Here is a 23,943-nt window from a genome sequence, read left to right on the forward strand (position 1 = left end):
CCAAAGGTCAGGAGATGCCGAGGGTTCGGGTGATGAAGTCGACCAGCTCGTCGTCGCCCGCCGACGCGAGGTCGGGCCGGCTGTCCCAGGCGGCGGCCAGGGTGCGCAGCCGGGCCGCGGCGGCCTCCCGCTCCTGCGGGGTCGCCTCGGCCGTGGCCAGCTCCTCGATGCGGTCCAGGAGACCGGGCGCCGCGGGCGCGGCGGGCGCGAGTTCGGTCAGCAGGTAGGCGGTGAGCGCCTCGGGGGTCGGGTGGTCGTACACCATGGACGGCGGCAGCCGCAGGCCCGTCGCGGCGCCGAGCCGGTTGCGCAGCTCGACCGAGGTGAGCGAGTCGAAGCCCTGGTCGCGGAAGTTCGCCCGGGGGTCGACGGCGTCGGCCGACGGACGCCCCTGAACGGCGGCGACCTGGGTGCGGACCAGCCGCAGCACCGTCCGATGCCGGTCGGCGCCGCCGAGCCCGGACAGCCGGGCGGTCAGGTCCTCCTCCGCGACGGCCTGCGGGGTGTCGGCGTGGGCGCCTGGGAGTTCGCTGACGAGCGCGCGGGGGCGGGCGGCGAAGAGGGTGGCCCAGTCGACGTCGGCGACGACCACGTTGACCTCGCCGCGGTCCAGCGCCAGGCCGAGAGCGGTGATCGCGGTCTCCGGGTTCATGCCGCGCAGGCCGTACCGGGCGAGCGCACGCGTGGCTTCGGAGCCGGCGATGCCCGCGCCCGCCCAGTGGCCCCAGGCGATGGCCGTGGCGGGCCGGCCCTCGGCGTGGCGGCGGGCGGCGAGCGCGTCCAGATAGGCGTTGCCGGGCGCGTAGTTGGCCTGCCCCGGCACGCCGCACACGCCGGCCAGCGAGGAGAACAGGACGAACGCGGTCAGGTCGAGGTCGCGGGTCAGCTCGTCCAGGTGGCGGGCGCCGCCCGCCTTGACCCGGAGCACCCGCTCGGCCCGTTCGGGGCTGAGCTCGGTGATCACGCCGTCGTCCAGGACGGCGGCGGCGTGGAAGACGGCGGTCAGCGGCCGGTCGGCCGGGATCTCGGCCAGCACCCGCTGGAGCGCGGCCCGGTCGCCGACGTCGGCGGCGGCGAAGGTGACCTCGGCGCCCAGCGCCGCGAGACGGTCCCGCAGCTCCGCCGCGCCGGGAGCGTCCCCGCCGCGCCTGCCGACCAGCAGGAGGTGCCGCACTCCCCGTCCGGCCAGCAGCTGCGCGAGGTGCCTGCCGAGCGCGCCGGTGCCGCCGGTGACGAGGACGGTCCCGGTCGTCGTCCACGGCGTGCCCCCCGGTGGCTCCGAAGGCGGAATGGTCCGGGTCAGGCGGCGGGCGTACCGGCCGGAGGCGCGGATGGCGATCTCGTGCTCGGGGCCGCCGAGGGCGTCGGCGAGGCGGTCCCAGTGGGCCTCCCCCGCGTCGGCGGGCAGGTCGGCGAGGCCGCCCCAGTTCTCCGGGCTCTCGGGAGCGGCGATCGCGCCGAGGCCCCACAGCAGCGCCTGCGCCGGCTCGGGCGGCGCGTCGTCGGGGCCGGTCGAGACGGCGTTCCTGGTCACGTACCAGACGGGGGCGGTCAGGCCGGCGTCGTGCGCGGCCTGGAGCAGGGCCAGATTCGTCTCGTACGCCCATGGCAGGTCTTCCTGCGCGTCGGCGTCCGATTCGGCGAGCAGTGACAGGACCCCGTCGACCGGCCCGGCCGCGGCCAGGCCGGCGGCCAGTTCCTCCCGGCCCTGCGACGTGACGGTCAGCCTGGCGGTCTCGGCCCCCCGGCGCTTGAGCGCCTGTTCTGCCGCGTCTCCGGCGCCTTCCGGTGCGACCACCAGCCACCTGCCCAGCCCGGTGGCGGCGGGGGCGTCGGGCAGGGCACGCCACATGATCTGGAAGCGCCAGGCGTCGGCGCCCTGCGGTTCGGCGCCGGCGGGTTTGGTGGCGTCGAGCCAGAAGCGTTCGCGCTGGAAGGCGTACAAGGGGAGGTCGGCCCGCGCGGCTCCGGGGAAGACGGCCTCCCAGTCGATCCGCCGGCCGTGGATGTGGGCGTGGCCGAGCGCCAGGAGCGCGGTGACGTCCTCGGGCCGGTCCTTGCGCAGGACGGGGACGACGACCCGCTCGGCGGGCAGCGATTCGCGGGCCATGCCGGACAGGACCGCATCGGGTCCCAGTTCGAGGAACGTCGTGACGTTCGCGGCGTCAAGGGTGATGACCGCATCGGCGAACCTGACGGGCTCCCGTACCTGACGGACCCAGTGGTCCGGCGTGGTGACCTCGCTGACCTGGCCGGTGAGGGTGGACACGAGCGGGATCCGCGGCTCGTGGAAGGCCACCGATTCCAGGACGTGCCGGAACTCGTCCAGGATCGGGTCCAGCCTCTTGGAGTGGAAGGCGTGGCCGACCGTCAGCCGCCGCGCGCGCCGGCCGTGCTCGGTGAACTCGGCGACGAGCTCGTCGATCAGCTCCTCGTCGCCGGTGATCACGATCGACGACGGGCCGTTGATCGCGGCGATCTCCACGTCGTACGGGATCTCGTCCTCGGTGGCCTCGACGGCGGCCATCGCGCCACCGGTGGGCAGCGCCTGCATCAACCGGCCCCGCGCCGCGACCACCCGCGCCGCGTCCGCCAGTGACCACACGCCCGCGACATGCGCCGCCGCGAGCTCCCCGATCGAATGCCCGGCCACATGGTCAGGCCGCACCCCCCACGACTCCAGCAGCCGGAACAGGCCCACCTGCAACGCGAACAGGCCGGTCTGCGTGTAGACGGTCCGGTGCAGCAGCCCTTCCGCGCCGAACACCGCCTCCCTGACCGAGACCCCGTCGAGGTGACGGTCCAGTTCGGTGACGGCGGCGTCGAACGCCTGCGCGAAGACGGGGAAGCGTTCATGCAGCTCGCGGCCCATGCCCTCCCGCTGGCTGCCCTGCCCGGTGAACAGGTAAGCGAGGCCCCGGCCCGCCCGGCCGGCGACCACCGAGGCCGACGGCTCGCCCGCCGCCAGCGCCCGCAGCCCCGCCACCAGCTCGTCGTGCCCTCCGATGACCACCGCGCGTTCGTCCAGTGACGCGCGGTGGCGGGCTAAGGAGTGGCCGGCGTCCGCGAGGTCCAGATCGGGCGTCACGAACTCGGCCAGCCGGCCGGCCTGCGCCCTCAGCCCGGCGGGGGTCCGGCCCGAGATCACCCACGGGACGACCCCGGCGGGTCCTCGCGACGACGGGCCGGTGACCGGCTCCGGGGTGTGCCCGATGACGACGTGGGCGTCGGCGCCGCTCACACCCGCGCCCGGCGCGGCCGGATCCTGCGGGGGTGCGGCGGTCTCGGCGGCGGCCGGGGCCTGCTCGACGATCACGTGGGCGTTGGTGCCGCTCACGCCGAAACTCGACACGGCCGCCCGGCGGATCACGTCCTGCGGCCAGGCGCGGGCCTCGGTCAGCAGCTCCACGTCGCCCGCCGACCAGTCGACGTGCGGAGACGGCTCGTCCACATGCAGGGTGCGCGGGAGCAGCCCGTACCGGATCGACTGCACGGCCTTGATCACGCCGCCCACGCCGGCGGCGGCCTGGGAGTGGCCGATGTTGGACTTCAGCGAGCCCAGCCACAGCGGACGGCCCGGCGCGCGACCCTGGCCGTAGGTGGCGAGCAGGGCGCCGGCCTCGATCGGGTCGCCGAGGGTCGTGCCGGTGCCGTGCGCCTCCATCAGGTCGACCTCGTGCGCCGCCACCTCCGCCGAGTCCAGGGCGCGGCGGATGACGCGCTGCTGGGCGGGGCCGTTGGGGGCGGTGAGCTGGCTGCTGCGGCCGTCCTGGTTGACGGCGCTGCCGCGCAGCAGGGCCAGCACACGGTGGCCGTGCCGCCGGGCGTCGGAGAGACGTTCGAGCGCGAGCAGCCCGGCGCCTTCGGCCCAGGAGGTGCCGTCGGCGGCCCCGGCGAAGGCCTTGATCCGGCCGTCGGGGGCAAGGCCGCGCTGGCGGGAGAACTCGATGAACATCCCGGGCGCCGCCAGCACGGTCGCGCCGCCGGCCAGGGCGAAGGAGCACTCGCCCAGCCGTAGCGACTGCGCGGCCAGGTGCAGCGCGACCAGCGACGACGAGCAGGCCGTGTCGACGGTCACCGCCGGGCCTTCGAAACCGAAGGTGTACGCGAGCCGCCCCGACGCCACGCTCGTGGTGTTGCCGGTCAGCACATAGCCGTCGGTGCCCCGGACGGGCGGATGGTGCAGGCTCGGACCGTACTCCTGGGCGATGACTCCGGCGAACACGCCGACGTCGCCGCCGCGCAGCCCGGCCGGGTCGATCCCCGCGTCCTCCAGGGCCTCCCACGCCGTCTCGAGCAGCAGCCGCTGCTGCGGGTCGATCGCCAGCGCCTCCCGGGGCGGGATGCCGAAGAACTCCGCGTCGAAGTCGCCGGCGTCGTACAGGAAACCGCCGTCCCGGACGTAGGAGGTGCCGCGATGCGCGGGGTCGGGGTGGTAGAGGCCGTCGAGGTCCCAGCCCCGGTCGGCGGGGAAGGGCCCTATCGCGTCCCGCTCCTCGACCACCACCCGCCACAGGTCGTCCGGTGAGGCGATGCCGCCGGGGAACCGGCACGCCATGCCGACGATCGCGATCGGCTCCCTGGCGGCCGACTCGACGGTCTCCAGCTTCTGCCGGGTCTGGCGCAGCTGGTGGGTCACCCGGTTGAGGTAGGTACGGAGTTTCTCTTCTTCGGACATGTGCGCGGTGCCCTTCACGAAAGACGCAGTTCGTTCTCGATGAGCTCGAAGAGCTCGTCATTCGTCGCCCCGTCGATCTCACTGTCGAACTCGGGGCCGATCTCCGGCTCGATGTCCGGACCGGAGTCCGCCGGTTCCGCGGGAACGAGCCGTTCCCGGAGGTAGGCCGCCACCGCGAGGGGGGTCGGATGGTCGAACACGAGCGTCGACGGCAGCCGCAGCCCGGTCGCCCGGTCCAGCCGATTGCGCAGCTCGACGCTGCTGAGCGAGTCGAACTCGCCGTCCAGGAACCCCTTGTCGGGCGGCACGGCCTGGACGTCGGTATGCCCGAGCACGGCCGCTCCCGTCGCCTGGACCAGGTCGAGCAGCCGATCGAGCTGGTCGGGTTCCGGACGTCCGAGCAGCGCGGCCGTCAGCGCGTGGCGCGCCGAGTCCGGCGGTTCCGCCGTCTCCGGCTCGGGGGCGAAGGTCCCGCTCGCGTTCCGGGCCCACGGTTCGGCGGCGGACCGGCGGGAGTGCACGGTGACCGTGCGGCGCCCGTCGCCGCCGGCCGCGCCCACCAGGACCTGGACCTGCACGTCGGCCCCGAGGGGCGTCTCCACGGTGAGCTCCTCGATCCGGAGCCCGCCCGCACGGCGCGCGGCGTGCGCGGCCAGGTCGGCGACGGCGTCGTCATCGGGCCACGCTGCGGGCAGCCGGCCCGCGTGGACGGTGGACCCGTCCGTCAGGTCGACCTCGGCGGTCAGCAGTGGGTGGCCGGTGGCGCTCGTCCCGGCGGCCGGGGCAGGGGTCAGCCAGAAGCGGCTGCGCTGGAAGGCGTACGTGGGCAGGCCGGCGGGAGGCGGGCCCGGCCTCGCCACGTCGGCGCGCCAGTCGACGGTCACTCCGGCGACGTGCAACTCGGCGAGGGCCGTGCGGAAGGCCAGTGGCTCCGGCCTGCCGCCCCGGGACGCGGCGGTGACCACGAGGTTCCCGCCGGAGCCGAGGGTGTCGAGGGCGAGCGTGGTGAGCGCCCCGCCGGGACCCGCCTCCAGGTAGTCGGTGACGCCGAGCGACCGGAGCGTGGCCACGCCGTCGCGGAACCGGACCGCGTGCCGGATGTGCCCGGCCCAGTACCCGGGGTCGCGGACCTCGTCCCCGGCCAGGCCGCCGGACACGTTGGAGACCAGCGGCAGGCGCGGCGCCGAGAACGTCACCCGCTCGGCGACCTCCCGGAACCCGGCCAGGATCTGATCCATGTGGGACGAGTGGAAAGCGTGGCTGACCTGGAGCATCGTGGCCTGGCGACCCCGCTCGCGCCAGCGGGCCACAAGTTCGGCGACGGCGTCGCGGCCGCCGGACACCACGACGGAATCCGGGCCGTTGACGGCGGCGAGGTCCACGGTGCCGCCGATCTCGTCCTCGGTGCCGCGCAGGGCGGCCATCGCACCGTCCGCACGTGCCGACTGCATGAGGCGGCCCCGGGCGGTGACCAGCGCCGCGGCGTCGGCCAGCGGGAACACCCCGGCGAGGTGCGCGGCGGTCAGCTCGCCGATCGAGTGCCCGATCAGATGGGTCGGCCGCAGCCCGAACGACTCCGCCAGCCGGAACAGCGCGACCTCGAAGGCGAACAGCGCGGGCTGCGTGTACTCGGTCGTGTCCAGCGCCCCCTGCCCGCCGGTGAACATGACCTCGCGGATCGGCAGGTCGAGGTGCGTGTCCAGGTGCCCTGCGACCTCGGCGAGCGCGTCGGCGAAGACGGGGAACGCGGCGGCGAGCTCACGGCCCATCCCGGCCCGCTGGCTGCCCTGACCGGTGAACATGACGGCCAGCCCGCCTCTGCGGGTGGCGGTCCCGCGCACCAGGCCGGGCAGGTCGGCGCCGTCGGCCAGCGCGGACAGCCCGTCGTCGCGCGAGTCGGTGAGCAGCACCGCCCGATGCTCGAAGAGGGCACGGCCGGTGACGAGAGTGCGCGCGAGGCCGGTGCCGTCCGGATTGTCCGCCAGCCACGCGCGCAGCCGGGATGCCTGGCCGCGCAGTGCCTGCTCCGACTTCGCCGACAGCACCAGCGGCGCGCCGAGGTCGGGAACGTCGCGATGCTCCGGTTCCGGGGCCTGTTCCAGGATCAGGTGGGCGTTGGTGCCGCTGATGCCGAACGAGGAGACCGCGGCCCGGCGGGGGCGTCCGGTCCGCGGCCAGGGGGTCGGCTCGGTGAGCAGGGCCACGTCGCCCGAGGTCCAGTCGACGTGGGGTGAGGGCCGGTCGACGTGCAGGGTCGCCGGGAGGGTCGCGTGCCGGATGGCCTGCACCATCGCCACCAGCCCTGTGACCCCGGCCGCCGCCTGCGTGTGGCCGAGATGGGATTTGGTCGAGCCGAGCAGCAGGGTCCGTTCACGGTCTTTCCCGTACGTCGCCAGGATCGCCCCCGCCTCGATCGGGTCGCCCAGGGTGGTCCCCGTGCCGTGCGCCTCGACCGCGTCGACGTCGCCGGGAGCCAGCCCGGCGGAGGCGAGCGCGGCCCTGATCACCCGCTCCTGCGACGGGCCGCTCGGCGCGGTCAGGCCGTTGGACGCGCCGTCCTGGTTGACCGCGCTTCCCCTGATCACCGCCAGCACGGGATGACCCGCGCGCCGCGCCGCCGACAGGGGCTCCAGCAGGACCAGTCCGGCCGCCTCGGCCCACGCCGTGCCGTCGGCGGCGGCGGCGAACGGCTTGCACCGGCCGTCCGGGGCGAGCCCGCCCTGGCGGCTGAACTCGGTGAACATGCCCGGCGTGGACATGATCGCCGCGCCGCCCGCGACCGCGCGGTCGCACTCGCCGCGCCGCAGCGCCTGCACCGCCAGGTGGACGGCCACCAGCGACGACGAGCACGCGGTGTCGATCGTGATCGCCGGGCCCTCCAGCCCGAGGACGTAGGAGATGCGGCCCGAGGCCACGCTGGTCAGGGTGCCGGTGAGGGCGTGGCCCTGGTAGTCGTCGGGGATCTCGTGCAGACGGGGGCCGTACTCCTGCGGGGTGACGCCGACGAACACCCCGGTGCGGCTGCCGCGCTGCGCCGACGGGTCGAGCCCGGCCCGCTCGTACAGTTCCCAGGCCGCTTCCAGCAGCAGCCGCTGCTGCGGGTCCATGACGGCGGCCTCCCGGGGGCTCAGCCCGAAGAAGGCGGCGTCGAACCGGTCGGCGTCGTGCAGGAACCCGCCCGAACCGGTGGCCGAGCCGCCCGCGCCGCTCAGCCGGGCCAGGTCCCAGCCCCGGTTGAGGGGGAACCCGCTGATGACGTCCTGGTCGGCGGACAGGATCCGCCACAGGTCCTCGGGCGTCTGCGCGCCGCCGGGCCAGCGCCCGCTCATGGCGACGACGGCGATCGGCTCCTCGGTCGCCGTGGCGGCGGCCTCCTCGGGCCGCGTGCCGCCGGAGAGGTGGTCGGCGACGGCCCGGACCGTCGGGTGGTCGTAGACGAGCGAGGAGGACAGCCTGCGGCCGGTGGCCTCGGCGAGCCGCTGCCCGAACTCGACGGCCGCCGCCGAGTCGAACCCGAGGTCCTTGAAGGTCAGGTCGGGATCGACGTCGTCGCCCGAGGAGTAGCCGAGGACGAGCGCCGCGCTGGCCGCCACGACCTCACGGAAACCCTCCGGCGCGTCAGCGACGACGGCTTCTACGACGGCCTCGGCGGCGGCTTCGGCGGCGGCCTCTACGACGGCTTCGACAGCGGCTTCGGCGGTGATTTCCGTAGGGACCGGAGCCGCTGTGGGCGCGGAGGGGGCGATCCACAGGCTGCGGCGCTGGAAGGGATAGGTGGGCAGGTCGGTCAGGCGCGCGTCCGGGCCGATCAGCCCGGCCCAGTCGACGGCCCCGCCCCCGGCGTGGAGGCGGCCGGCGGAGAGCAGGAACCGGCGCAGCCCGCCGTGGTCGCGCCGGAGGGTCCCGGTGGCGAGCACGTTCCCCGCGGTCTCCCGTACGCCTTCCACCAGGAGGGGATGCGGACTGCTCTCCACGAAGACGTCGTGCCCGCCGGCGACGGCGCTCCGCACGGCCCGGTCGAACTCGACCGGCTCGCGGAGGTTGCGATACCAGTACTCGGCGGTGAGCCCCGCCGTGTCGAGGGGCTCGCCCGTGACGGTGGAGTAGAAGGTCACCTCGGAGGTGCGCGGTGTGATCCCGGCGAGCTCTTCGAGGAGCCGGTCCCGCAGGGGTTCGACGTGCGCCGAATGCGACGCGTAGTCGACCGGCACGGCCCGCGCCCGCACCCCCTCCGCCTGGTAGGCGGCGACCAGTTCGGCGACCGCGGCGGCGTCTCCCGAGACGACCGTCGAGGCGGCCCCGTTGACGGCCGCCACGGCCAGCCCGCCCTCGTAACGCGCGAGCCGCTCCCGCACGGCGCTCACCGGGAGGAGCACCGACGCCATCCCGCCGTGCCCGGCGATCGCGGTGATGGCGCGGCTGCGCAGCGCCACCACGGTGGCGGCCTCCTCCAGCGACAGGGCGCCCGCGACGTGCGCCGCCGCGATCTCCCCCTGCGAGTGCCCGATGACCGCGTCGGGCCGCACCCCGGCGGACTCCCAGAGCCGGGCCAGCGCCACCATGACCGCGAACAGCGTCGGCTGCACCACGTCCACCCGGTCGGCGGGCGGCGCGCCCGGACGCCCGATCAGCAGGTCAGGAAGCCACCAGCCGGTGTGCGGGGCCAGCGCCCGCGCGGTCCTCTCGATCGACTCCGCGAAGACCGGCGACTCGCGCAGCAGCGCGACGGCCATCCCCGCCCACTGCGACCCCTGCCCGGGGAACACCAGCACGGTCCGTCCACGCGGCCGGGCCACGTCCCGCACCAGAGCGGTCGCCTGCGCGCCCTCGGCCAGCGCCCGCAGACCGTCCCTGACCTCGCCCTCGTCCCCGGCCAGCACCGCCCGGTGCCGGAACACCGCCCGCGTCGCCGCGAGGGACAAGGCGACATCCGCGCCGGCGGGAGCGCCGGGCTTCTCCAGCAGCTTCAGGATCCCGGCCGCCTGATCCCGCAGCGCCCCTTCACTCGCACCGGACAGCACCCACGGCAGCACCCCGGAGGCCCCGGCGCCGCGCTCCGGGGTGATCTCCGCGGGCGCCTCGGTGAGCACCACGTGGCAGTTGGTGCCGCCCATGCCGAACGAGCTCACCCCGGCCACGAGCGGGCGGTCCGGGCGGGGCCACGCCCCGCCCGACGTGCGGACCCGAAGGCGGAGCTCGCCGAGCGGGATGCCGGGGTTCGGGGTCTCGTAGTTGAGGCTGGCGGCCAGCTGCCGGTGGCGGACGCACAGGACGGCCTTGAGCAGGCCGACGATGCCCGCCGCGCCCTCCAGGTGGCCGACGTTGGTCTTGGCCGAGCCGACGTGCAGCGGCTCGGCTCTTCCGGTCCCAAGGGCGGCGCCGAGGGCGGCGGCCTCCACCGGGTCGCCGACCTTGGTGCCGGTGCCGTGCAGTTCGACGTACTGGACATCGGAGGGATCGACGCCCGCGCGCGTGACGGCCTGCCGGATGACCTGCGCCTGGGCCCGCGGGTCGGGCACCGTCAGGCCGGAGGTGCGGCCGTCGTTGTTGACCGCCGAGCCGGCGATCAGGGCGTACACGCGGTCGCCGTCTGCTCGGGCCTGATCGAGCGTCTTGAGGACCAGCGCGACCCCGCCCTCGCCCCGCACGTACCCGTTGGCCCGGGCATCGAAGGTGAAGCATCGCCCGTCCGGCGACAGCGCGCCGAACCGGCCGGCGGCCACGGCGCCGTCGGTGCCGATGTTGAGATGGACGCCCGCCGCGATGGCCACCGACGACTCGCCCGACCTCAGGCTCTCCGCGGCCAGGTGCACCGCCACCAGCGACGACGACTGCGCCGAGTCGACCGTCAGGCTCGGCCCGCGCAGCCCCAGCACGTGCGAGACCCGGTTGGCGATCAGTCCCCGGTTGAGCCCGGTCAGGGTGTGCCGGGTCACGGCGGCCGGGCCGCCGCGGGCGACGAGGGCGGCGTAGTCGGCCGCGATGGCCCCGACGTAGACACCGGCCGAGGTGGCGGCGAGGCGGGCCGGCGGGAGCCTGGCGTCTTCGAGCGCCTCCCAGGCCAGTTCCAGGACGAGCCGCTGTTGCGGATCCATCTCCGCCGCCTCACGCGGGGAGATGCCGAAGAACTCGGGGTCGAACTTGTCGAGGTCGTCGAGGAAACCGCCGAACCGGGGCGCGTCCGGCGCCTCCTCCCATCGGCCGTGAGGGGGCGCCGTGATCGCGGAGCGCGCGTCCCGCAGCAGTTCCCAGAACGCCGCCGGATCGGGCGCCTGCGGCAACCGGCAGGCGACCCCGACGACGGCGACCGGCGCGAAACGGCCCACACTCATTTTCGCTCCACATTTATGAACCGGCGGCAAGCTGCTAACAGATTCGCCAACCGGTCCCTAATGCAGTACCCCTAAAAGCCCCTAAGCGGGGTCAGTCCAGAAACACCGGAAGATCGGCCCGGCGAGACACGCCGAGTTTCCGGTAAATGCGGGTGAGATGCTGTTCGACGGTGCTCACCGTAACGAAGAGTTTCCCCGAGATCTGACGGTTGGTCTGCCCCCGGGCGGCCAGCGTGGCCACCCGCCGCTCGGCCTCGCTCAGGTCGGCGCCCGGCGGCGGACCGGGCCGCTCCTGCGGCGAGGCCCCGCACGACCGCAGCAGCTGCCGCGACCGCCGCTCCGCCGAACGGGCCCTCGGCCCGTCCCCCAGCCGGGAGTACGCCGACCCCGCGTCGGCCAGGGCGTGCGCCAGTTCGAGCGTGTCCTGGACGGACTGGAGCGTCTCCACGGCCTGCTCCAAGACCTCGGGCCGTTCCGCCAGGGGCAGCGTGGCGGCCCGCAGCCGGAGGGCGATCCCGCGCGTACGGGTGTGCTCCGCCCTGGCCAGTTGCTCGTCGGCCAGTTGCCGCGCTTCCCCCTTGCGGTCGAGCCGGAGCAGCGCGCGCACGGCGCCGAGCCGCCAGGCGGCGACGCCCGGCAGGTCGATCCCCCAGCTGCGCATGAGCTCGCCGCAGGTCAGGAAGTCGGCAAGGGCCTCGTCGGCGGCCCCTGCCGAAAGCCGGTAGGTGCCGCGCGCGTTGAGGTAGTGCAGCCCGACCGGAGTCTGGAACATGGCGTCCGGGACGGGTACGGCCAGGTAGCGCGCGGCGTCCTCGAGTTTGCCGAGGGCGGTCTTGGCGATCGTCATGGCCGCCAGCGGCGTCCCGAGCGCCACTCCCCAGGCCCCCATCGCCAGATGGGAGAAGGCGTTGCGGGCGCACCGTTCGGCGTCCTTGATCCGGCCCTGCCGGATCGCGGTCTCGGCCCTGATCGCGGCGAACGCCCCCTGCCAGTAGGGATCGCAGTGGTCGGTCGTCTGCTCCAGCAGCGGCTCGCACCAGCGGGCGGCCAGGTCGGCGCGGTCGGCGTACACGAGCGTGGCCAGCGCCGAGACCAGCGACTCCAGCCCGGGCTCTCCCATCGGGCACGCTCGCAGCACCTGGTCGGCCCGCGCGACCGCCGCGGCCGAGTCGTGCCCGGTGAAGAACGCCGCCAGCACGCGCAGCCCCTCCAGCCCGGTGCTGACCTCGAACGAGGGAGCCGCGGGCGGCACGGACACCAGGCCGGACAGGCCGGGATACCAGCATCGCACCCAGTCGGCCAGTTCCGGGAACGAGCCGGCGTCGTGGAACTCCCGCAGATGGCGCGCGGCCTCGCGGGTGTGCCCGTGCAGCAGCATCAACCGCACTGATAATGCGGTGACGACCTCCGGACGCGACCGGCCGAGCCATTCATCGACGATTGTCGCGACTTTCGCCGACATCTGCTCGTCCGCGGACGCGTCCGCAAATAACCTGCGAATTAATTCGAGCGGTTCCGCCCGTCGGTCTATCGCGAATCGATGGTCCACAAAATCCATTCGAGGCTCCGCCGGAAGATACAGCAGCGGTCAATCGGCCTCAAGGTCAACGCCCTTCTCCAGCCGCCGTCACCGTCGTCCGCGAGCCGAGATCAGCGCCGGCCGTCGCCCCGCGCCAACAACCTACATTTCCTACTAAGTAACCATAAAATAGAGACGGCGTCAAGAATGCTCCACAACCGGCGGCTCAGGCGGCGTGCGGTCGAGCGTACCTCTCGGCGATCCGCCGGTCCGGCGGCCGCGATCTGCGCGAGGGCGTCAGGTCGCGTGCGCCTCGATCGGGGCCGGGTGGCGCTCGTCCCCGGCGAGCGACTCCGCGAACTCGGCGAGGGCCTCCGGCGCGATCACCCCACGTGTGCTGCTGCACCTCGCGTACCTGGAGTCGGTAGCGCCCTCGTCCTCGGAGCATGCCAGTCGGGCACCTCCGCGCCGGGCGCCGTGAAGGACGCGAACTCGGTGGTGTCCCGGAAGGCCGGGACGGTGTAGAGATCCCGCGCGTACGCCCACAGATGCGGGTACTCATGCAGGCCCGGGTTGATGGCGCGGCGGGCGTTCGGCCCGGCGTCGTAGCGGACCAGGGTCACCCAGAGCCGGATGTCGGCCTCGGTCGGCGTCGATCCGACCAGGTATCGCCGGGTGGCCAGCCGCTCGTCGAGCGCGGCGAACGCGTCCAGCAGCGTGGCGCGGGCCCGCGCGCCGTCCGGGCCGGGCCGGCCGGCCGCGCCGGCGCCGTGGTTGACCGCCGGGCCGAGCCAGGCGTCGAGTTCCTCGATCTCGTCGCGGTGCCGCTCGGGGTAGGTGTCCACGAGCGGCTCGGCGAGACGCCGGAACCGGGTGCCGATGTCGATGCCGATGCCCTTGAAGTCGTTGCTGACCACGGTCCCGGTGACCCGGTCCCACAGCGTCGGCACGGAGACGTGGCCGTCGAAGCCCGCTTCCGTCGCCTCGTAGGCCTCGCGCAGCAGGGTGAAGCCGTTGACCGGGTCAGGCCCGTACCGCTCGCGGAACGCCCAGCCCCGGCCGTCCCGCGCGTTGTCCACGTACGAGACGCTGATGGCGTCGCCGAGGCCGGCGAGGGCCCGGGCGATCGTCACCCGCTGCGACCACGGGCAGAACCAGCCCGCGTACACGTGGTACCGGCCGGCGTCCGGCGTGAAGCCGGTCCGGCCGTCCTCGCTGATCCGGCCGGTGAACCGGTAGAGCGGGCGGGGGTCGTCGGCCCGGCGGGTGATGCGGTACTCCCCGTGGCCGGCGATGTCGACGGGGCCCGCCAGACGATCGGACGAAGACGGTGCTGACATGGAACCTCCGGGAGATCGAAGCGCTGGAGCGACTGTCCGGGTCAGGCCCCCACGGGCGGGCGTCTCAGCGCGAAGCGCGCATCGGGCCGCTCACCGGTGATGGCGAGGTCGGCGAGGATCCGTCCGACCGCAGGGACGAACTTGAAGCCGTGCCCGGAGAAGCCGGCCGCCACGACGACGGGGCCGACGCGGTCCAGGACGAAGTCGGAGGTCGGCGTCGTGGTGTAGGTGCAGCTGATCGGAGTGAAGGCGTCCGCGTCGACGCCGGGCAGCCATGCGCGGGCGTACTCACGCAGGAGGCGCAGCTGGACGGGCTCCGGGCGGAAGTCGCGTTCGTCGGGGTCGATCACCGGGCCCGTGCCGTGGAACCCGGCCTTGACCCCCTCGCCGGGCGTGCCGAGGCCGTAGACACCGCTCGGGAAGCCCGTGGCCTTCAGCGACGCGTCGTCGAGGTGGTGGGTGAAGCTGGGCCACGCCACCTCGCCCAGCGGGGCGAAGTACGCCGGCTGCTCCTGCGTGACGCGCAGCGGCGGCAGCGGGAGGAGCCCGCCGAGCAGCTTCTCCGCCCACGCCCCGGCCGCGACGACGACTCTCTTCGCGCGGTAGACGTCCTCCCCGGCCGTCACCTCGACGGCGTCGTCGCCGCGTACGGCGATCGAGGTGACCGGCGTCTCATGCCGGACGACGGCGCCCAGCCGCACCGCCTGTGCCTGGAGCGCCGACAGGGCGTCGTCGGCGTGCAGCCGCCCGCTCGCCGGATGGAAGAGCACCTTGCCGTCATAGCGCAGGCCGGGCCAGCGCTCGGCGGCCTCCTCAGGGGCGAGCCACTCACCTGGCGCGCCCGCCGCCTCGACCGCCTCGGCCAGCGGCCGGAGGTCCGCCGTCCGCCCGTGGTCGACTCCACCGGTGACGGTGAGCAGAGAGACGCCCGCGGCGGCCTCCAGTTCCCGCCACGACCTCCCGGCTTCCTGGGCGAGCCTGATGTAGACGGGCTCGGCGTAGGAGAGGCGGAAGATCCGCGACGCTCCGTGCGAGGCTCCGCGTACGTGCCCGGCCTCGAACCGCTCCAGCAACACGACGTCGGCCCCGCGACCGGCCAGCCGCCATGCGGCCGCCGACCCCATCCCGCCGCCGCCCACGACGACGACATCCGCCTCATGCCTCGTCATCCACTACCTTCCCGAGCGCGGCGAAGACCTCAACGTACGCTCCCGTGAGAGCAAAATCAGCTTAAGCTACCCGTTTTGCATAGAAAGCGGCCGAGGTCGGCCGGAACCGGTCGCGCCATCCTCCGCCGCGCTCCGCGTGGAAGGCCGCCGCGGCACGTCCGCACGGCATGATGGGGTCATGTCCGCACTGCCGGTGATCGACATCAGTTCCCTCCTGACCTCCGGCCGAGGATCCCCGGCCGGCCGGAACGCCACCGCGCGGGAGATCGCCACGGCGTGCCGGGACAGCGGCTTCTTCTACGTCACCGGGCATGGCGTGCCGTCCGCGCTGGTCGAACGGCTGGACGCCGCCGGCCGCCGGTTCTTCGCGCTGCCTCACGAGCAGAAGATGGAGATCGCGATGGCGCGGGGCGGGCGCGCGTGGCGCGGATTCTTCCCGGTCGGGGCCGAGCTCACTTCGGGCCGTCCCGATCTGAAGGAGGGCGTCTACTTCGGCGCCGAACTGCCCGACGACGACGGCCGCGTACGGGCCGGCGTGCCGCTGCACGGACGCAACCTGTTCCCCCGGCAGGTCCCCGAGCTCGGCCCGGCCGTTCTGGAGTACATGACCACGCTCACCGGCGTGGCCCAGTCGGTCATGCGAGGCATCGCGCTCGGCCTGGACCTGGACGAGGACTACTTCGCCGCGGGGTACACCGCCGACCCCACGATCCTGTTCCGGATGTTCCACTACCCGCCCACGCCGGCGGACGCGGACGACTGGGGGGTCGGCGAGCACACCGACTACGGCCTGCTGACCCTGCTGGCCCAAGATCGGTACGGCGGCCTGCAGGTGCACACCCGCGACGGCTGGATCGACGCGCCGCCGCTTCCCGGCACGTTCGTCTGCAACATCGGCGACATGCTCGACAAGCTGACGGGCGGGCACTACCGCTCGACGCCGCACCGCGTCCGCAACGTCAGTGGCCACGACCGGCTGTCGTACCCCTTCTTCTTCGACCCGTCCTGGACCGCCGAGGTGCCGCCCCTCCCCATACGGCGCGATCTGCCGGCCACCGCGGGCCGGCCCCGGTGGGACGGCAAGGACCTGCGGGCCTTCACCGGCACATACGGGGATTATCTGCTGTCCAAGGTCGCCGGCGTGTTCCCGCAGCTCCGCGAGGACGTCCTGTGACCACCCCGGAGGAGGGATTCTCCATGGCCGATTCCCTCCCCTTGGGACATTGACAACACACTATTCCTACTTGAATAGTTGAATATGCTGAAACACTACCCGTCCGGTCTGCCCGGCGCGACTTCCTGACAAGCGGGTGGATCCGCTCCGCGACCGTCCCGTCACGACCTTCACCAGCCGCCTGGCCGAGACCTGACCACCTCGCCCGGGGGAGGACTCCACCCGACCCCGGGCACTTTCCCCCACAGGCACGCCGCACTGTCCACCACCGCCCGGGGGGCCGCCCTGTGCGCGAGCGGCTGCGTCAGCTCGCCGTGTTCCTCGGCGCCTCCGACATGACCGAGGCCGCGGGCTAGCCGGTCCGTCCGGACAGGCGAGGCCGCGGCTAAGCCGGTCCGTCCGGACAGGGTGACCGGCGGGCGAGGGGCCGCGGAGCGCGGCGCGCACGACCGGGGCCGGGAGGCCCGTTCGGCCGACGTTGTCATTGACAGCGCGGTGAAACATTCACAGACATCCTATGTCGCCATGGACCTGAAGTCGGTGTTCCTGGTCGGCACCGGAAACGCTGGACGTACCGCCCGGGGCTGACTTACAAAGACATCCAATGTCTCGCCACGTGGAGTTCCGCGAGTCAGGAGGGAGCTCCACTCGTCCCCGGGAAGGCGCCCCATGTCCTCGTCCTCGTACCAGTTCAGCCGCCGCGCACTGCTCACCGGGGCCGGGGGTGTCGCGGCCGCCGGTCTACTGGGGGTCCGCACCGCGTGGGCGACCGACGGTCCGCAGAGTTACACCGCGAGCTGGGCGTCGGTGGACCAGCACCCGCCGGCCGCCGAGTGGTTCCAGGACGCGAAGTTCGGCATCTACTACCACTGGGGCGTCTTCAGCGTCCCGGCGTTCGCCAACGAGTGGTACCCCCGCAACATGTACAACAACGGGTCGAGCGAGAACAATCACCACAAGAGCGTCTACGGTGATCCGTCGGCCTGGCCGTACCACAACTTCATCAACGGCGCCCGCGACAAGGCCGGCAACTTCGTCCAGTTCGCGCCGAAGCTCACGTCCGCCGGCGGCAGCTTCGACCCCAGCGCGTGGGCGCAGCTGTTCGCCGACGCCGGCGCCAAGTTCGCCGGGCCGGTGGCCGAGCACCACGACGGCTACTCGATGTGGAACAGCCGGGTGAACGAGTGGAACTCGGTCGCCACCGGCCCCAGGCTCGATCTGCTGCGGCTGCACGCCGACGCCGTCCGCGCCAAGGGCCTGAAGCTCATCGTGTCGCTGCACCACGCCTACAACTTCACCGGCTTCTACCAGTGGGCGCCCGCGCAGTCCACGACCTCGTTGAAGAAGCTGTACGGCCAGCTCGACACGGCCACAGAGAACCAGCTGTGGTACGACAAGCTCAAAGAGGTCATCGACGGCTACCAGCCCGACCTCATCTGGCAGGACTTCAATCTCAGCCGCATCCCCGAGAACCAGCGGCTGAACTTCCTGTCGTACTACTACAACCAGGCCGTCGCCTGGAACAGGGACGTCGTCGCGACCTACAAGGACGGGTTCAACACCAGGGGTGAGGTCTTCGACTACGAACGCGGCGGGCCGGCCGCCATCCAGACCCCCTTCTGGCTGACCGACGACAGCATCTCCAGCACCAGCTGGTGCTACACCGTCGGCATCGGCTACTACTCCCTCAACGCCATGCTGCACTCGCTGATCGACCGGGTCAGCAAGAACGGCACCATGCTGCTGAACATCGCCCCCATGGCCGACGGCACCATCCCGTCGGGGCAACGGTCGATCCTGCTGGGCATCGGTGACTACCTCAGGCGCTTCGGCGAGTCGATCTACGCCACCCGCGCCTGGACGACCTTCGGCGAGGGACCGACGCAGATGGGCGGCGGCTCCTTCACCACCCCGCGGGCGGGAACCAACCAGGACATCCGGTTCACCCGCAACAAGAGCAACACCGTGCTGTACGCGACCGTGATGGGCTGGCCCGGCGGCACGCTGAACATCGCGACGCTCGGCTCCAACCGGATCAACCTGAGCAGCCTGGCCTCGGTGGAGCTGCTGGGCTCCACGGCCGGGTCCTTCACCAACCTGCCCACCCGCACCCAGGACGGCTCCGGCCTGCACATCACGATGCCGTCCTCCAGCGCCCCCTTCAGCGCCCCCGCCTACGTGGTCAGGCTGACCTTCTCCGGCCAGATCCCCGCCCTCGGCTCCGGCCCCACCCCCACCGGGTGGACGCGGATCTCGAACGCCACCACCGGCCTGGCGCTGGACAGCGGCGGGAATGTCGCCTCGGGATCGGCGCTCAAGCAGTGGAACTACGACGGCAGCACCAACCTGCAGTGGCAGCTGGTGGACCTGGGCGGCGGCTGGTACCGCATCGTCAACCGCACCAACGGCATGGTCGCCGACAGCTGGGGCAACACCGCCAACGGCGCCGATTGCCCGCAGGCGCCCTGGAACGGCGGCAACAACCAGCAGTGGCGGCTCAACAGCATGGGCAACGGCCGCTACCAGATCATCAACCGCGGCACCGGCACCGCGCTGGACGGCGCGGGCGCCACCACGGCCGGCTCCCAGGTGAAGCTGTGGACTCCGAACGCCAGCACCAACAACCAGTGGACCATCACCGCGGTGTGACCTCCTCGTCCGCGCCGGCGGGGCTCCGCGCATCCGTGGCCCCGCCGGATCGGAGTCCCGCCGGATCGGAGTCCCGCCGGCTGCCTTGACGCGCCGGTCGCCTGATCGGCGACAGCCCGAACCCGCCCGACGCCTCGCCGCGACCGGTGATCGGTCGCGGCGAGGCGTCGAGCGGGTCAGGTGTGTGGGCAGGTCTCCGGTCGTCAGACGGCGGTGATGGTCCACTGGTTGTTGGAGCTGCCGTTCGGCGTCCACATGACCACGTTGGAGCCGGACGTGGTGACGCCGGCGCCGTCCAGGGCGGTGCCGGTGCCGCGGTTGATGATCTGGTTGCGGCCGTTGCCCGTGCTGGCTAGGCGCCACTGCTGGTTGTTGCTGCCGCTCCAGGCGGACTGCCTGGCCGGAGCGCCGTTGGCGGTGTTGCCCCAGCTGTCGATGACCATGCCGTTGGTGCGGTTGACGATGCGGTACCAGCCGCTGCCCAGGTCCACCATCTGCCACTGCAGGTTGGTGCTGCTGTTGTTGGTCCACTGCTTGACGTTGGACCCGGACGCGACGTTGCCGCCGCCGTCCAGCATCAGGCCGGTGGTGCCGTTGGCGATGCGGACATAACTCGTCGGCTCCGGACCGCTCTGCAGCAGGGTCAGGCGGTACGTGCGCCCGGCCTCGCCGGTGAGCCTGACGACGTCGGACTCGGGTTTGGTGACGGTCACGGCGCCGCCGGTCGAGGTGTCGACGACCTCGTAGGTTCCGGTGAACATCCGGCTGCGCACGTTGACCGTGCCGGCGCGGTCGAACTTGAGGAGGATCTCGCTGGACGCGCCGTTGCTCCACGTCGTGCCAACGGTGTAGCCGCCGCGGCCCCGCAGGCCCTGCACCTTCCCGCTCGGCCAGGCGGACGGGAGCGCGGGCAGCACGTGCAGTTCGCCGTTGTGGCTCTGCAGCAGCATCTCGGCGATGCCGGACGTGGCGCCGAAGTTGCCGTCGATCTGGAACGGCGGGTGCAGGTCGAACATGTTCGGCGCGAGCCGGGCCGTCGACACCAGCAGGCGGATCAGGGTGTGCGCCCGGGCGCCCTCCTCCATCCGCGCCCAGTAGTTGATCTTCCAGGCGAGCGACCATCCCGTGCCGTCGTCACCGCGCAGCTCAAGCGTCCGCCGCGCGGCGGTGTACAGCGAGGGGGTGCCGCGCTTGGTGATCTGGTTGCTCGGGTGCAGGCCGTACAGGTGGGAGATGTGCCGGTGGTTCGGCTCGGTCTCCACCCAGTCGTACAGCCACTCCTGGATGTTGCCGCGCGAGCCGACCTTCATCGGCGCGAGCCGGTCACGGGCCGCGAGGACCCGCGTGCGGAAGTCGGCGTCGGTGCCGAGCACCTGGCTGGCCTGGGCGACGCCGTTGAACAGGTCGCGCAGGATCTGGTTGTCCATCGTCGGGCCGGCGCACACGCTCACGCCCGAGTGGTGGTTCAGTTCCGGGGAGTTCGACGGGTTGGTGACCAGGAACCCGAGACTCGGTTCGTTCACCAGGCTGTCGAGGAAGAACTGCGCGGAGCCCTTCATGGCGGGGTAGTACTGCTGCAGGAACGCGACGTCGCCGGTGAACAGATAGTGGTCCCAGATCAGGGTGGACAGCCACGCGCCGCCGGTCTGCCACATGCCCGCCGCGGCGAAGTCGACCACCGAGGAGGCCCGCCACGCGTCGGTGTTGTGGTGGGTGACCCAGCCGCCGGCGTTGTACTGCACCCGGGCGGTGCGGGCGCCGGTGACCGCGAGATCATTGATCATCTTGAACACCGGCTCGTAGCACTCCGACAGATTGGTGGTGTCGGTCGGCCAGTAGTTCATCGGCAGGTTGGCGTTGAGGGTGTACTTCGAGTCCCACGCCGGGGCCAGCGAGTCGTTCCAGATGCCCTGCAGGTTGGCCGGCTGGCTGCCCGGGCGGGAGGAGGAGATGAGCAGGTACCGGCCGTACTGGAACAACAGGACCGAGAACTGCGGGTCGTTGGTGCTCGAGTGCTGCGCGATGCGCACGTCGGTCGGCTGGTCGGCCGCGCCGGTGCGGCCGAGGTCGAGCGTCGTGCGCCCGAACAGCTGCTGGTAGTCGGCCACGTGCCGGGAGCGCAGGTCGTCGTAGTTCCTGCCGACGGCGGCGTTCAGGTGGTTGCGGGCGATGCCCTGGTAGTCGCCGCCGACGTTCTGGTAATTGACGTAGCTGGAGCCGATGGAGATCAGCACCGTCACGCTGTTGGCGCTCTGCACCCGCAGCGTGCCGCCGGAGCTGCTGACGCTGCCGCCGTCGGCGACGACCTTGGCCAGCGCGAGGAACCGGACCGAGCCGGTCTTGCCCTCGAAGTTGCCCGAGACGCCGTCCAGGCCGACCGACGTGCTGTCGGGGCTGGTGCGCGTCGTCCGCTGCGGGCTGTCGAACGTCGCGGAGAAGGTGATCGAGCCGGCCCGGTCGGCGGTCAGGCGGATGGCGATGACCTGGTCGGGCGCGCTCGCGAACGTCTCGCGCTGGTAGCGCACGCCGTTCTGCAGGAACGTCGTCGTCGTGGTGGCCGTGGTCAGGTCCAGGATGCGGTTGTACTCCGAGACCCCGCTGGAGCCGTTGAAGGTGAGCCGCAGGTTGCCCACGGTCTGGTAGGCCAGCTGCCCCGCGGGGCTCCCGAGCATGTTCTGGTCGATCAGGGACTGGGCCTGGCTCCACTGGTTCTGGAAGACCGCCTGCCGGATCTGTGCCAGCGCGCCGGCGCCACGCGTGTTGCTCTGGTCGTACGGCCCGCCGGCCCAGACGGTGTCCTCGTTCAGCTGCAGCCGCTCGACGTCGACGTTCCCGAACACCATCGCGCCCAGGCGCCCGTTGCCGATCGGAAGCGCACGCAGCCAGTCCGTCCCGGCGCTCTCGTCGTACCACAGGGCCAGATCGTTCGCGGCGAGCACCTGCGCGGGCGCCACCGACGCGGCCCGCGCGACCGCCGTCCACTGGAACGGCAACAGCGCTGCTCCGGCTCCGACCGCGCCGAATCGCAGCACTTGCCGGCGCGACAAGTCAGACATATTGGTTCTCCATCCCGAAGGGGTTGCGGACGGGGCTCCGGCCCTGGCGGACGCGGCGGGTGCCGCCGGGAGCCGTGGGTCTGGTCGGGCATGACGCGTCGCCGCGCTGCTGCCATATGTGCGTCGCTCGCAGAGGTCTTCCACCTCTGTTCCTCAATGGATCTGACCACCAGACACCCGACGTTAAGCGGGGGTTTCCGGGTGTCAAGCGCGCATCAGACGCCATGGTGCGCGACGACAGGTCGGACCTCTGACTCGGTGAGATAGGGCCAGGCCTCCGTACCAGGGGTTTTGAGCCGGACGGCGGACCGGGAAGGCCTCCGCGGAGGCGGGAGAGCGGCCGGGCGCAAGGCGCTTGATCTGAAAGTTTCAACTACAGACATGGGATGTGAAGCGCACATCACGGACGTTCCCTCAAGGATCGAGCCTATGACGGTCGACTCGGCACGATGATTCATCCTCTTCGCCCAGGAGGGTCCGGTCGACGGGAAGGTTCCGTCGGAGTAGACATCCCATGTGGATGCCGACGCTCCAGGACGTCCTCCTGCGGATCGGCCCGCGAGGGCGCCGGCTCGCCTCCGCCGACTCCTCCAGACGCGTCTCGTGACAGGCTTGCGGGATTCATCGGGTTAATGTAAAGCCTGTGCTACGAGCGGGCCCGCTGGCTTGACCTACATCCAGGGATAACCTTACTGTTCGAAACATATTCATCGGGTTAATTGGAGTTCACTCATGCCGACGATCACCTCGGTGAACGTGATCGACATCAGGTTTCCGACCTCCGCCACGCTCGACGGCTCGGACGCGATGAATCCGGACGGCGACTACTCGGCGGCGTACGTCGTACTGGAGACCGACGACCGCGACCTTTCGGGGTACGGCCTGACGTTCACGATCGGCCGGGGCAACGACCTGTGCGTGACCGCGGCCAAGCAGATCGGGCAACGTCTGGCGGGCTGCGACGTGGACACGGTGGCGGCCGACCTCGGCGGCCTGTACCGCGACATCATGTCCGACAGCCAGATGCGCTGGCTCGGGCCCGAGAAGGGCGTGGTGCACCTGTCCGCCGCGGCCGTGCTGAACGCCGCCTGGGACCTGGCGGCGCGCCGGGCGGGCAAGCCGCTGTGGCGCCTGATCGCCGACATGCCGCCCGAGGAGCTGGTCGCCGCCTGTGACTTCCGCTACCTCTCCGACGCGCTCACTCCCGCCGAGGCCGTCGAGATGCTGACCGCGCTCGCCCCCACACGCGAGCGGCGCGTCGCCGAGCTCGCCGCGAACGGGTACCCCGCCTACACCACATCCCCCGGCTGGCTCGGGTACGACGACGACAAGCTCCGCCGCCTGTGCGGTGAGGCCGTCGCCGACGGCTGGACCCATGTCAAGCTCAAGGTCGGCGCGAAGGTCGAGGACGACATCCGCCGGCTGTCGATCGCCCGGGAGGCGCTGGGCGACCGCACGCTCATGATCGACGCCAACCAGGTGTGGGACGTGCCCCAGGCCATCGAGTGGGTGAACCGGCTCGCGCCGTACGAGCCGCTGTGGATCGAGGAGCCGACCAGCCCCGACGACGTCCTCGGCCACGCGGCCATCCGCAAGGCGGTCGCGCCCGTCGGAGTGGCCACCGGCGAGCACTGCCACAACCGGGTCATGTTCAAGCAGCTCCTGCAGGCGGGGGCGATCGACTACTGCCAGATCGACTCCTGCCGCCTGGCCTCGGTCAACGAGATCATCCCTGTCCTGCTGATGGCGGCCAAGTTCGGGGTGCCGGTGTGCCCGCACGGCGGGGGCGTGGGCCTGTGCGAACTGGTCCAGCACCTGGCGGTCGTCGACTACGTCTGCGTGAGCGGCAGCCTCGAGGGACGGGTCCTGGAATACGTCGACCACTTGCACGAGCACTTCACCGACCCCGTGCGCGTCGAGCGCGGCCGCTACCGGTTGCCCGACCTGCCCGGCTACAGCAGCCGCATGCACTCCGGCTCCGTGGCCGACTACCGCTACCCTGATGGGCGGCGATGGGGAGGGTGAG

General features: G+C 72.3%; 9 protein-coding genes. 3 read left to right on the forward strand and 6 right to left on the reverse strand.

Annotation, left to right across the window (positions count from 1 at the left end):
- Nucleotides 1–7: 7 nt before the first annotated feature.
- The 5 genes from ACFO60_RS20385 to ACFO60_RS20405 all read right to left on the reverse strand — a co-directional run bounded on the left by ACFO60_RS20385 (nt 8) and on the right by ACFO60_RS20405 (nt 15,038).
- The gene (locus tag ACFO60_RS20385) at nt 8–4,678 is read right to left on the reverse strand and encodes a type I polyketide synthase (RefSeq protein ID WP_380842243.1); all 4,671 of its coding nucleotides are present in this window, start codon (nt 4,676–4,678) and stop codon (nt 8–10) included.
- Between the two features lie 14 nt (nt 4,679–4,692).
- Entirely contained in the window at nt 4,693–11,010 is a 6,318-nt protein-coding gene (locus tag ACFO60_RS20390) for a type I polyketide synthase (protein ID WP_380842245.1), read from the reverse strand.
- Between the two features lie 91 nt (nt 11,011–11,101).
- The gene (locus tag ACFO60_RS20395; protein ID WP_380842346.1) at nt 11,102–12,388 is read right to left on the reverse strand and encodes a helix-turn-helix transcriptional regulator; all 1,287 of its coding nucleotides are present in this window, start codon (nt 12,386–12,388) and stop codon (nt 11,102–11,104) included.
- A 524-nt stretch (nt 12,389–12,912) separates the two neighbouring features.
- The gene (locus tag ACFO60_RS20400; protein WP_380842248.1) at nt 12,913–13,869 is read right to left on the reverse strand and encodes a glutathione S-transferase C-terminal domain-containing protein; all 957 of its coding nucleotides are present in this window, start codon (nt 13,867–13,869) and stop codon (nt 12,913–12,915) included.
- A 41-nt stretch (nt 13,870–13,910) separates the two neighbouring features.
- Nucleotides 13,911–15,038: an FAD-dependent oxidoreductase gene (locus ACFO60_RS20405; RefSeq protein ID WP_380842250.1), complete on the reverse strand. Its 1,128-nt coding sequence runs from the start codon at nt 15,036–15,038 to the stop codon at nt 13,911–13,913.
- Nucleotides 15,039–15,216: 178 nt separating this feature from the next.
- Between ACFO60_RS20405 and ACFO60_RS20410 the strand changes: the two genes are divergently transcribed.
- Both ACFO60_RS20410 and ACFO60_RS20415 read left to right on the forward strand, forming a co-directional pair.
- On the forward strand, nt 15,217–16,212 hold the full coding sequence (locus tag ACFO60_RS20410) for an isopenicillin N synthase family dioxygenase (protein ID WP_380842252.1): 996 nt from the start codon (nt 15,217–15,219) through the stop codon (nt 16,210–16,212).
- Nucleotides 16,213–16,881: 669 nt separating this feature from the next.
- Nucleotides 16,882–18,861: an alpha-L-fucosidase gene (locus tag ACFO60_RS20415; protein ID WP_380842255.1), complete on the forward strand. Its 1,980-nt coding sequence runs from the start codon at nt 16,882–16,884 to the stop codon at nt 18,859–18,861.
- 203 nt (nt 18,862–19,064) lie between these two features.
- Here the strand turns inward: ACFO60_RS20415 and ACFO60_RS20420 are convergent, their stop codons facing one another.
- Nucleotides 19,065–21,917, reverse strand: a complete 2,853-nt coding sequence (locus ACFO60_RS20420; protein WP_380842258.1) for a glycosyl hydrolase family 95 catalytic domain-containing protein — start codon at nt 21,915–21,917, stop codon at nt 19,065–19,067.
- 732 nt (nt 21,918–22,649) lie between these two features.
- On the opposite strand from ACFO60_RS20420, the gene ACFO60_RS20425 reads away from it, so the two are divergent.
- Nucleotides 22,650–23,942 carry an L-fuconate dehydratase gene (locus ACFO60_RS20425; RefSeq protein WP_380842260.1) on the forward strand — a complete coding sequence of 431 codons (1,293 nt, stop codon included), beginning with the start codon at nt 22,650–22,652 and terminating at the stop codon, nt 23,940–23,942.
- The last annotated feature ends 1 nt before the right edge of the window (nt 23,943 follow it).

The sequence above is a fragment of the Sphaerisporangium dianthi genome (genome assembly GCF_042654065.1).
Taxonomy (GTDB): Bacteria; Actinomycetota; Actinomycetes; order Streptosporangiales; family Streptosporangiaceae; genus Sphaerisporangium; species Sphaerisporangium dianthi.